Origin of the sequence: Prosthecobacter sp. (assembly GCF_014879935.1) — a bacterium.
Classification (GTDB): Bacteria; Verrucomicrobiota; Verrucomicrobiia; order Verrucomicrobiales; family Verrucomicrobiaceae; genus Prosthecobacter.
In genome coordinates this window covers 12,463-25,041 of the sequence record NZ_JACSRD010000167.1, presented here as the reverse complement: position 1 = coordinate 25,041, position 12,579 = coordinate 12,463, and the positions used below count along the sequence as shown (strand labels likewise).

General features: G+C 64.2%; 3 protein-coding genes. 1 reads left to right on the top strand and 2 read right to left on the bottom strand.

Annotated features, from left to right (window positions below; all coding sequences use genetic code 11):
* Positions 1–23: 23 nt before the first annotated feature.
* Positions 24–2,390, bottom strand: a complete 2,367-nt coding sequence (locus tag IAE77_RS16945) for an ABC transporter permease (RefSeq protein ID WP_294228805.1) — start codon at positions 2,388–2,390, stop codon at positions 24–26.
* Between the two features lie 20 nt (positions 2,391–2,410).
* On the bottom strand, positions 2,411–4,777 hold the full coding sequence (locus tag IAE77_RS16940; protein WP_294228802.1) for an ABC transporter permease: 2,367 nt from the start codon (positions 4,775–4,777) through the stop codon (positions 2,411–2,413).
* 146 nt (positions 4,778–4,923) lie between these two features.
* Here IAE77_RS16940 and IAE77_RS16935 point away from each other — a divergent pair, with 146 nt between their 5' ends.
* A complete protein-coding gene (locus tag IAE77_RS16935; protein ID WP_294228797.1) occupies positions 4,924–12,462 on the top strand; it encodes a type I polyketide synthase in 7,539 nt (2,512 codons plus the stop codon).
* Positions 12,463–12,579: the final 117 nt, after the last annotated feature.

Here is a 12,579-nt window from a genome sequence, read left to right as displayed (position 1 = left end):
ACCCGAACGCAGCCGCCGACAGGTCAATCGCGTGCCTTCAACACGCCGACGAGATCCAGCTTGTTCAACATCCGTCCGACCACAAAGAACGAGGCGCAGGACGCGGCCAGGACCACGAGCACGGCCATGACGTAGGTGTGCAGGCTGATGGTCAGCGGCAGCCGCACGGTCTCGGTGCGCACCTTTTCCATGATGAAGGTGGCCAGCCCGCGGCCAAACAGCAGTCCCAGCGGCAAGGCGGCGGCGATGAGCAGCATCAACTCCCCCAGCAGCACGCCCGCGACCTCGCGTCGTGTGAAACCGACAACGCGCAGGGTGGCGAGATCACGGCTGCGCTCCGAGAGGGCGATGCGGGCGCTGTTGTAAACGACGCCGAAGGCCACCACGATGGCGAGCACGAGGTAGAGCTTCCGGATGATGCCGATGCTCTGCCCGGTGGTGCTGCGAAACGATTCCAACTGGTCCTTCTTCACCAGCGTCACCGCCACGCGCGGCGTGTCCTTCACCTCCCGCATGAAATCGGACCAGCGCGAGTCATCCACCGCGAGGTAGGCGCCATTCACCGTGCCGCCCTCCTGCATGAGGCGACGCAGCGCGTCGATGTCCATGAAGGCGGAAACACCGGCGAAATCCTCCATGAAGCCGCGAATCGCGACGTTCAGCGTGTCGCGCCGGCCTTCCAGCGCCTCGACCTGCACGACATCGCCGATGCGGGCGCCGAGGATCTTGCCAAGCTGGGCGGACATGACGATGCCCTCCTCCGGCAGCAGGATGCGGCGGCGTTCGGCATCCATCAGACGGTTCAAATCGGCATCACGCGGCAAGCCGTTGACCGCCAGCTTGCGTGAGTGATGACCGAAGCGGACGCGGGCCTGCACCGCCCGCAGAGGCTCGGCCCGTTGCACACCAGGAAGCCGCTCCAGATTGTGCAGCGCCTCGCCGGAGCCGGGTTCGAGGAAAAACACGACCACATCCTGCCGCTGCACGTCATTCCATTGATAAGTCAGCAGGTAATCGATGCTGTCCGCCATCGACCCCGGCAAGACCATGAGCCCCGTGGCCAGAGCGAGGCCGAAGACGGTGAACGCCGCCTGCACGGGCCGGCGTTCGATGTTGCGCAAGGCCATGCGAAAGCCCGGACCACTGCCACGGGTGACACCCATGCGCTCCAGCAGCGAGGGTTTGAAATCGGCGGGCGGTTCCGGCCGCATGGCCTCGGCAGGTGGCAGTTTGACCGCCATCCACACCACGCTGATGACGCCAAGAATCGACGCCCCGGCGCTGACGACGAGCGCGATGCCGAGCGCGCTGTAATCCATGCGGAAATTCAGCTCCGGGAAGCGGAAGAACAGCGTGTAGATGCTGACCAGCCCGCCACCCATCCAGCGTCCGGCGATCCCGCCGATCAAGGTGCCCAGCACGACGATGACGAGCGCGTAATTGAGGTAATGCCGGCCGACCTGCCAGGAGGAATAGCCCAGCGCCTTGAGCTGCGCGATCTGCTCCCGCTGCAGGCGCACCAGCCTTGCCAGCACCGCGTTGACCATGAACGCGGCCACGCTGAGAAAGACGACCGGATAGGCCACCGAAAGCGCCCGCACCACTCGGAGTTCGTCATCCAGGCGTTTGGCGCTGTTGTGATCCTCGCGAGTGTATGCGCCTTGGGCCCCGTAGTCGGCCAGCAGCCTGTCGATTTCCGCCATGACCGGTCCGGCGAGCGCTCCCGGCGCGAGATCGACGCTCACATCATTGAAGGCACCGTCCAGGTTGTAAGGCACGGCGACGGCTTCGTAGTTCACCCAAAAGACGCCGTAGCGGCGGTTGTCAGGCAAAGTCTGGCCGGGACGCGCCTCAAACACAAACTCCGGCGACAAACCGATGCCGCAGACGATGAAGGAATCGCGATGGCCGTTCACGATGGCAATGATGCTGTCGCCGATGCGCAGCTTGTTCGCGAGCGCGAAGGATTCGCTCACCACCGCGCTGCGTCGCTCGTCTGGCAGCGGCAGGCGGCCTTCGCGGACGAAGACCTGGTTCAAGGTCTGCGGCTTTCCCTGCGGCAGCGACACGAGACGTGCCGTGGCGGGCTCCGTCATGCCCACCAGATCCAGCGTGGCCTCCACCACGACCCGCGCCTCCACCGCCGCAACGCCTGGAATCGTCGCGATGCGATCCGCCAGCGAAAGGGGCGCCCGTTTGAGGGAGCCAAACACATCCGCCAGCCGGTAGCGCTGATAGTAGGCATCGCGCGTGCTTTCCAGCGTGAGGATGATGCTGCGCGTCATGATCATCATGGCCAGACCGCAGGCCATCACGAGGCTCACCGCCACGATCTGGCCCTTCATGCGACCGAGGTCGCGGAAGAGCTTCAAGTCGAGGGGCGTGAGCATGAGGGAGGGTGTCCGGAAGGTCAGTCGCGGGCTTTGAGCACGGCGACAAGGTCGAGTTTGCTGAGGAGACGCGTCACCAGCGCAAAAGACGCGCCAGTGGCAGCCAGAACAATGAGAACCGAGCTGGCATAGGTGGCCGGGTGGATCACGGCTGGCAGCCGCACTGTCTCCGTGCTCACAGCGGCGATGACATATCGGGCCACCAGATGGCCGAAGAACAGCCCCAGGGGCAGCGCCACGAGCACCAGCAATGAAAGCTCTCCCAGCAGGATGCCGGTGATCTCCCGCTTGGTCATTCCCACCACGCGCAAGGTCGCCAGATCACGCCCGCGCTCGGACAGGGCGATGCGGGCGCTGTTGTAAACGACGCCGAAGGCCACGATCACGGCCATCCAGCGGAACAATTCACGCAGCATCCCGATGCTCTGCCCGGTCGAGGCCCGGAACGCCTGCAACTGGTCCTTCTTCACACTGACACCATCGATTTCGGGCTGCTGCTTGACCTCATCCATGAACTCGTCCCACCGCCGCGTGTCCAGATTGATCAAGGCGCCGGTCATCGTGTCTGTCTCGCGCAAATGCCGCTGCGCGGTGCCGATGTTCATGTAAACGGCGAGTCCGTAGAAGTCCGCCATGAAGCCGCGCACGCCGATCTCCCGCGACTCGCAGTGTCCCTCCAGGGCCTGCATCTGGATTTTGTCTCCCACTTTCACTCCAAGCACTTCACCCAGCTTTTGCGACATGATCAGGCCCTCCGGCGGCATCTCCATGGGACGGCCGGCGAGGTCGCGTGGCTGGATCAGCCCGCAGTTCTCATCAAAGCTCATCACATAAGTGATCCGCATGTGGTGGCCATGCCGCACCCGGGCCATGAAGCCGCGAAACGGCTCCACATCCAGGGCTCCCGGCAGGTGGCGCAGGTCGTAACGGGCGCGGTTGGTGGCCGAATCACGCGTGAAGAGCATCACGTGCTGCCGGTAATGGTCATTCCATTGGTAGGTCAGCAGGTAATCGACGCTGTCCGCCAGACCGCCGGGCAGCACAAGCAATCCCGTGGCCAGCGCCAGCCCCACCACGGCGAAACTGGCCTGCGCGGGGCGGCGTTCGATGTTCCGCAATGCCATGCGAAACACCAGGCCGGAGCCTTTGGTCACGCCGAGCCGCTCCAGCCACGAGGGCTTGAAATCCGTCGGTGGTTCCGGCCGCATCGCCTCCGCAGGCGACAGTCGTGCCGCCATCCAGACCGCCCCGGCCACGCCGAGCATGGCCGCCAGGGTGCTGGTGAGCAAACCACCGACCAGCGCGGCCTGATCCACCTGAAAAGTCAGTGAGGGGAAGTGAAACAGCGTCGTGTAAACGCCCAGCATCGCCCCGCCGAGGTGCTGTCCTGAATAGATGCCGATGAGGCCGCCGAACACGACGATGACGAGGGCATAGTTCAAGTAATGCCGCCCCACCTGGCGCGAGGAATACCCCAGCGCCTTGAGCTGCGCGATCTGCTCCCGCTGCAGCCTCACCAGCCGCATCAGCACCGCATTGACCATGAACGCGGCCACGCAGAGGAAGATGAACGGGTAAGCCACTGCCAGAGCGCGGACGATGCGCAGCTCGTCATCGAGCCGCCGTGAGCTGGCGTGATCCTTCCGCTCATAAGCTCCCGTCGTTCCATACGGCGCCAGCATCAGATCCAGCTCCTCGATCACCTGCTTCGGCGAAGCTCCAGGTGAGAGATCCATGCAGTAGTCGTTGAACGCGCCTTCCAGATCGTAGGCGATGGCCAGCGCATCGTAGTGCATCCAGAACACCCCGTAGTGCCTGCTGTCCGGCAGTGTCTGCCCGGGAGCTGCCTCAAACACAAACTCAGGCGACAGGCCGACGCCGCAGATGTCCAGGTGGTCACGCCGTCCGTTGATGATCGCGGCGACGCGGTCTCCGGGGCGCAAATGATGCGCCAGCGCGAAGGCCTCGCTCACCACCACGGCGCGTTGCTCGCCTGACTCCGGCAGGCGGCCGCTGCGCAGAAAGATCTGGTTCAGATGCGGCACGTCGGCATCTGGCAGCGAGACAAGTTTCGCCCGCACGGGCTCCTTCATGCCTTCCATGTCCAGCACCGCGCCGCTCACCACCCTGAGATCGACCGAGGCCACGCCCGGGATCCGGCTCATGCGTTCCGCCATCGACAGCGGGGCGCTTTCCACGTGACCGAACAGATCCGGCATGCGGTGCCGTGCGTAGTAAGCGTCCCGCGTGTTTTCCAGGCTCAGAATGATGCCGTGCGCGGCGATCATCATGCCGACACCGCAGGCCATCACCAGGCTCACCGCGAGGATCTGCCCCTTCATCCCGACGATGTCACGCAGAAGCTTGCGGTCGAGTGTGGAGATCATTCAAAAAAACGGATGGAGGACAACGAAACAAGACACGCATCTGGATGCATGATTGCAATCACAGCGCACGTGAATGCGCTACTTATTTCCATGCCCCTTTCTTGACAAGCCGCACGGCGAAGAAGTATGCAGAACATTGCCATAGCATGCCAACCCCTCCTGCTCTTGAACCCATCGCAATCATTGGAATCGGATGCCGTCTGCCAGGAGGTGCAAACAGCGCGGATTCCTTCTGGCGGATGCTGGTCGATGGCGTGGATGCCATCAGCGAGGTGCCGCAGTCACGCTGGGATGTGAGAGGCTTCTACGACCCTGAGCAAGGCAAGCCGGGAAAGACTTACTCGAAGTGGGCCGGATTGATTGATGAGATCGACACCTTCGATCCCGGTTTCTTCGGCATCACGCAGCGTGAGGCCATGTTCATCGATCCGCAGCAGCGCCTGCTGCTGGAGGCCACGTGGGATGCGTTGATGGATGGCGGCCAGCAGGTGGACATCGTCAAAGGCGAGGACACCGGCGTCTTCGTGGGCATCTCCACGCACGATTACGGCGACCTGCAGATGATGGACCCGGGACGTTCCATCGCGGACGCCTACTCCGCCACCGGCGTGGCTTCCAGCATCGCCGCGAACCGCATCTCGTATGCGCTCAACTTCCAGGGTCCCAGCTTTGTGGTGGACACGGCCTGTTCATCGTCGCTCGTGGCCGTGCATCTGGCCTGCACGGCGCTTTGGAACAAGGAATGCCATCGCGCGATCGCCGCCGGCGTGAATTGCATCATCGGCTCCTATCCCTTCATCGCCTTCTCCAGCATGGGCATGCTGTCGCCCGACGGGCGTTGCAAGGCCTTCGATGCGCGCGCGAACGGCTTCGTTCGTGGCGAAGGTGTCGGCGCCGTGTGTTTGAAGCCGCTGTCAGCCGCGCTGGCCGAGGGTGACTCGATCTACGCCGTGATCCGCAGCACGGCGGTGAATCAGGACGGGCGAACCTCCGGCATGACGGTGCCCAGCCGTGGCTCCCAGCAGGAGATCATCGCGCGCGCCTGCCAGCTTGCCGGTGTTTCGCCGCATGAGATCCAGTATGCGGAGGCTCACGGCACCGGCACCGCCATTGGCGATCTCGTGGAAGGCAGCGCCCTGGGAACCATCCTCGGTGTGGGACGTGATCCGTCGAAACCCTGCCTCGTCGGCTCGGTGAAGACGAACATCGGCCACCTGGAGGCCGGCTCCGGCATCGCGGGCCTCATCAAGACCGCGCTCTGCCTGAAGCACGGCCTGATTCCGCCGAACCTTCACTTCAACACGCCCAATCCATCGCTCAATTTCGACCGGCTGTGCCTGAAGGTGGCGGTGGAGCCCACGCCTTTGCAGCGTGACGCGGATCATCGACTCCTCGCCTGCATCAATTCCTTCGGCTTTGGCGGCACCAATGCGCACGCCGTGCTCGAAGCCGCGCCCGCCGTCGATTCCGCCGCAAAACCGGCCGCCACGCCGGACGGCAGTCGGGAGTGGCTGCTGCCGCTCTCCGCACGCGGAGGCGATGCCGCTTTGCAGGCCGTGGCCCGCAATTACGTGTCGTTTCTCGAAACGGCCGATGAATCGCTGTCACTGGAGGCGATCTGCGCCGCTGCCAGCCGCCGCCGCACGCATCACGAACTTCGTCTCGCGGCCATCGGTAGCACTCGCGAGGAGATCGCCGCATCGCTGTCGGCTTTTGTGGCAGGCGAAACCACGCCTGACCTCCACGTCGGCCAGGTGGTGAAGAATCCGCGTCTGGCCTTTGTTTTCAGCGGCCAGGGTCCGCAGTGGTGGGGCATGGGACGCGAGTTGATGGAGCGTGAGCCGGTGTTCCGGCAGGCGATCCAGGCCTGTCACGACGAATTGCTGAAACTGGGCGGCTGGTCGCTTCTCGATGAACTTGCCCGTGATGCGGAGAGCACACGCCTCAATGAGACGCACATCGCGCAAGTGGCCTTGTTTGCCATCCAGGTGTCGCTCGCGGCGTTGTGGCGCTCCTGGGGCATCGTGCCGCAGGCTGTGGTCGGTCACAGCATGGGCGAAGTGGCCGCCGCGCATGTGGCGGGCGTGTTTGATCTCGCCACCGCCGTGCGTGTGATCTACGAACGCGGCCGCTGCATGGAGCAGACTCCCTTGCGTGGCAAAATGATCGCCGCAGGCATCTCCAGCCTGGAGGCGGAGGAGTATATCGCGAAACATCCCGGCAAAGCCGGCATCGCGGCCGTCAACGGCCTCAAATCGGTCACCATCTCCGGCGATGCCGATGCGGTGGACGCCATCTTCACGGAACTGGAGGCCGCAGGAGCCTTCGTGCGGCATGTGCCGGTCAGCTACGCCTTCCACAGCGCCCACATGGAGCCTGTGCGCGACGCACTCATCACGGCGCTGGCCGGATTGAAGCCGCAGGACGCGCAGGTGAAGCTGTTTTCCACCGTCACGGGACGGCTGGCCAACGGCACCGACTGCGACGCGGACTACTGGTGGCGGAACGTGCGTCAGAGCGTGCTGTTCGCACCCGCGATCCAGTCCATCATCGACGCGGGGTTCACGCACTTCCTGGAGATCAGCCCGCATCCGGTGCTGTCGAACTCGATGAGCGAATGCCTCGCCGGCACCGAGCAAAGCGGTCTCGTGCTGCCGACACTGCGCCGTCAGAAGCCGGAACGGCTGGCCTTGCTGAACTCGCTCGGCTCGCTGCATGTCCACGGTCATCCCGTCGATTGGGCGGCCTGGCATCCGCGGACAGGCCACGATCTGCCGCTGCCCTCCTATCCCTGGCAAAAGGATCACTACTGGAACGAACCGGCCTACGCCATGCGCCTGCGCATGCGGCCGGAGCTGAATGCGCTTCTCGACCAGCGCCTGCAATCGGTGCATCCCACTTGGGAGACTGCCTTGAACAAAGGCGTGCTCACCTGGCTGCGGGACCATCGCGTGGGCCAGCACCTGATCTTCCCGGGCGCGGGTTATGTGTCGATGGCCCTTGGCGCGGCACGGGCGCTTCATCCGGAGCATGCCGTCGTCGTCGAGGAGCTGGAGATTCACCGCGGCTGCATCCTGCCCTCCGGCGATGAGTCGCCTTACCTGCAAATCGCCTGCCTGCCGGAGGAGAACAGCTTCTCCATTCAAAGCACACCGCCCGGCGATCCGCCGGTGTGGATGCAGCATGTGACCGGGCGGTTCCGCGCAGAAGCCGCTCCGCCGCAGCCAGATCGTTTCGATCTCGATGCGATCAAGCAACGTTGCCCGCAGCAGATGGAAGGCGCGCCGTTTTATCAGGCCGCGGCCACGGCGGAGCTGCACTACGGTCCGCAGTTCCGCTGCCTGACACATGTATGGGCAGGAAAGAACGAGGCGCTGGGCCGCATTGAGGTTCCGGCAGCCGTGGCGGCCGATTTGAGCCGCCATGAGGTTCATCCGGCGCTGCTGGATGCCTGCATTCATCCGACCATCGCCATTCCGGCCGATGGCCTGTATCTCCCCTCACGCATGGAGCGCGTCCGCTGCTACTCGCAGCCCGGAGCCAAGGTGTGGTCCTATGTGCGGCGCACAAAGCACGTGGAGAAGAAGGTCATCGTCATCGACCTGTTCATCCTCGACGATGAAGGCCGCGTGCTGCTGGAGATCACCGACTTCCTTTGCAAACACACCGCCATGACCAGCGCTCCCGGCTCAGGGGCGCAGGCAGACTGGCTTTACCAGCCTGAATGGCACATCAAACCGCTCGCCGCCTGTGCAAAGACAGAAGGCCCCGGCGATTACCTCCCGGACATCAGCCGTCTCGCCGCCGAGCTACGTGTGACCGCTGCGGCGAACGACGCCGCACTCGTCCTGAGCGAGCGTCTCGGCCAGTGGCAGTCACGATTGGACACCCTGTGTGTCAGCTACGTCCTCAGCGCCTTCAAGAGGCTCGGCTGGCGTCCGAAGCTGGGTGAAATGGTCACCGTCGAATCGCTGTTCGCACGTCTCAAGGCGAAGCCTGGCCAGGAACCCCGCCTTCACGGGCTCCTTACCACGCTGGAGGCCGCAGGCATCCTCAATGCCGCCGGTGAGGCGGGGTCATGGAGCGTCGCCACCAAGCCGGCCGCCATCAATGGCAGCAAGCTGTGGCGGCAGATCGTGTTCCACTTCCCGGCGTTTCATCCGGAGATGATCCTGCTGGACCACTGCGGCAGCGGTCTGGCCGATGTGCTGTGCGGCAAAGTCGAAGGCACGAGCCTGCCTTCGACGCACATGATGGAGCACTTCGAGGCGGCCTCGGTGTTCAATCGCGTGAGCCATCAGCTCGTCGCGGAGACCATCGCCACGGTCATGCGACAGCGGCCGGAAGGAAGAGCCGTGCGCATTCTCGAAATCGGCGCCGGCACGGGCGGCGTCACCGCTGAGGTGCTGCCACGTCTGCCACGGGAGACAGTTACCTACGCCTTCACGGATGTTTCGGACCGCCACTTTGAACAGGCGGCGCAAAAATTCGCCGATCACGGCTTCGTCACCTATCAAACGCTCGATCTGAACCAGCCGCTGGACGGCCAGGGCTTCGATCCGGCCTCGCCTTTCGATCTCATCCTGATTTCCAGCGCCCTCGCACTGTCTGGCGAGGTGCCGCAGTCACTCGCATGCGTGGAATCCCTTCTCGCGTCCGGCGGTCTGCTGGTGATGAAGGCCGACAAGCCATCCGCGTGGCATGATCTCGTCCTCGGCACCGATGATCGTTGGTGGAATGTCCAGTCGCAGACCTCGTCAGCGACCGCTTGGCCGGATCTCATCGCGAATGCGGGTTTCAACCACATCGAAGAGATCGCACCTGCGAACGATCGGGTACAGACGATCCTGCTAGCTCGTGGCCCAGCCAAACCGGCGCCGATGGCAAAGGTGGAAGCCGCACCGACAGCCACCCGCTGGATTCTGTTCGCCGATGCCGGTGGAGTGGCGGACCAACTGGCCGCATCGCTTCGTGAACGCGGTCAAACCTGCCTCATCGCACGCCCTGGTGACCGCTTTGAGCGCATCGCTGAAGATGAGGCGGTCATGCGGCACGACGTCGCTGAAGATTACGCCGCCCTGCTCGCTGGCGAGAACCCCGGCAGCTCCTCACGCGGACTGGTGCACCTGTGGAGCCTGGACGCGGAGGCCGCGCTTTCCAGCCAGTCCATCGCGGAAGCGCAGACGCTGGTCTGCCACAGTGCGCTGCTGCTGATGCAGGCGCTGCGCAGTTCCGGTGTCGCCGCGGCTTCCGGCGTGATGTTTGTCACTCGTGGTGCCCAACTGGCCGGCCCCACGCAGCAAACCGTCTCGCTGGCGCAATCTCCGCTGCATGGCATGACCCGTGTCATCATGAACGAGTTCTCCGACCTGCGCTGCCGCACGGTCGATCTCGATCCCGCCTCGCCCGCGACCGCCAGCATCCTGCTCACCGGTGAACTCCTCGCCGGTGACGACGAAAACGAAATCGCCTGGCGTGGCGAGGCACGTTACGCGCTGCGCCTCTCCCGGACCTCGCTCGATGAACCTCCGGCGAAACCCCTGTCCTCCCTTCCGGAAGACGGCTGCTTCCGACTGGAGTCCGCCAAGCCCGGCTCGCTCGACAAACTGGTGTTCCGACCACAAACACGCCGTGCTCCCGGCCCGAATGAGGTGGAGATCGAAGTACATGCCGCCGCGTTGAACTTCCGCGATGTCATGAAGGCGCTCGGCATCTATCCCGCCGATGCGGAGGACGCCATGCTACTCGGCGACGAATGCGCGGGCGTCATCACACGCGTTGGAGACGGCGTGAAGGATCTCAAGGCCGGTGATGAAGTCATGGCGCTGGCTCCCGGCTCGTTCGGCAGCCACGTGACCACCGTCGCGCATGCCGTGATGCTTAAACCATCTCACATCACGATGGAGGAAGCCGCCACCATGATGGTGACCTACCTGACCGCCTCCTATGCCCTGCAACTCCAGGGCCGCATGAGCAAAGGCGAGCGCGTCCTGATCCATGCAGGCACCGGTGGCGTCGGACAGGCCGCCATCCGCCTCTCCCAGGCCCTCGGTGCGGAGATCTTCGCCACCGCTGGCAGTGAGGAGAAACGCGGCTTCCTGCGCAAGATCGGCGTGCCTCACGTGCATGACTCCCGCACCCTCTCCTTCGCGGAGGAGATCCTGGAGGTCACGAAAGGCGAAGGCATCGACCTCGTGCTCAACTCGCTCGCGGGCGAGGCCATTCATCAAAGCCTCTCCATTCTGCGCCAATACGGCCGCTTCCTCGAAATCGGCAAACGCGACATCTACGGCAACACCAAGGTCGGCCTCTTCCCCTTCCGCAAGAACCTGTCGTATCACGCCATCGATCTCGGCCACGCCCTCGATCCAAAGAACGCGAAGCCGCTCATGCGCAGCCTGCGCCAGCTCATCGCGGCGAAAAAGCTGCCGCCCCTGCCCTTCCGCACCTTTGCGCTGTCCGACGCCGTCCGCGCCTTCCGTTACATCACGCAAGCGCGGCAGATCGGCAAAGTGGTGCTCGCGGTCAAAGGCGCCCGCGTCTCGCTCACAGAGGCTCCGCCTGCCGTCGGCATTCAGTTCAATGCTGAGGGCACTTACCTCGTCGCAGGCGGTCTCGGTGGCTTCGGCATGGCCTTGTCCCAATGGCTGGTGCAGAACGGCGTGCGCCATCTCGTCCTCACCAGCCGCAGCGGCGCCTCCACCGACGAAGCCCGTGCAGGCGTGGCCGCCATGGAAGCCGCTGGGGCCAAGGTGACCGTCATGCAGTCAGACGTCAGCGACTCCGAATCCGTGGCGGCTCTGATCCGTGACATCCAGGCCTCCCATCCGCCTCTGCGCGGCGTGTTTCACGTCGCCATGGTGCTCGATGATGCCTTCATTCCGCAGCTCAACGTCGAACGCTTCACCAAAGTCACCGGCCCGAAGGTCCAGGGTGCCTGGAACCTGCATGAGCAGACGCAAGACCTGCCGCTCGACCACTTTGTCATGTTCTCATCGGTCGCTTCCTTGATCGGCAGCCCCGGGCAGGCGAACTACGCCGCCGCCAATGCCTTCCTTGATGCGCTGGCCCGCCACCGTCATCAGCAGGGACTGCCCGCGCTCTCCGTGAACTGGGGCGTCATGGCCGGTGTCGGCTACGTGGCACGTCATAAGAAGCTGGAGGAGCACTTCGAGCGCATCGGCTGGGCCGGCCTGAAGCCGGGTGAGTCCCTGCCCGTGCTCGCCCGACTGCTCCGGCAGAAAAACGTCAGCCAGATGATGGTCTCGCGCATCGACTGGGGCAAGTGGGCCGCCGTCACCCCCACGCTCATCACCACCCCGCGTTACGCCCTGCTCACCACGGAGGACGCCCTGCGTCAAAACCAGTCCGAAGACGCCAACTGGCTGCGCAACGCCGTGCTCAAAGCCCCGCCCGAGGAGCAGCTCGGCATCCTCACCACCTTCATGAGTGAACAGGTGGCCAAGGTCCTGCGCACCTCCGCCGCCAAGATCGACCGCAAACGCCCCCTCAACGAGATCGGCGTCGATTCCCTCATGGCCGTCGAGCTCATCCACCAGATCGAAGGCCAGTCCGGCATCGCCATTCCCACCGCCCAGCTCATGAACGGCGCCCCCACCGTGGACAAGCTCGCCGAAATGCTCCTCGCCAACCTCACCGGTGCCCCAGAGTCAGTGAGTCCGTGAACGGCGGACGCAAGAGTGCTCATTGCCCGCCTTTCCAGCCAGTTGATCCGTCCGTTTTCACCAATCGTGATGCGTCGTAGTCGAGCACGGCCTTCCGCTGCCGAGCCATTCCCGGCC

Coding starts and splice junctions, on each gene's coding strand:
- IAE77_RS16945 (WP_294228805.1), bottom strand. CDS start 2,390: ATGCTCACGCCCCTCGACTTGAAGCTCTTCCGCGACCTCGGTCGCATG.
- IAE77_RS16940 (WP_294228802.1), bottom strand. CDS start 4,777: ATGATCTCCACACTCGACCGCAAGCTTCTGCGTGACATCGTCGGGATG.
- IAE77_RS16935 (WP_294228797.1), top strand. CDS start 4,924: ATGCCAACCCCTCCTGCTCTTGAACCCATCGCAATCATTGGAATCGGA.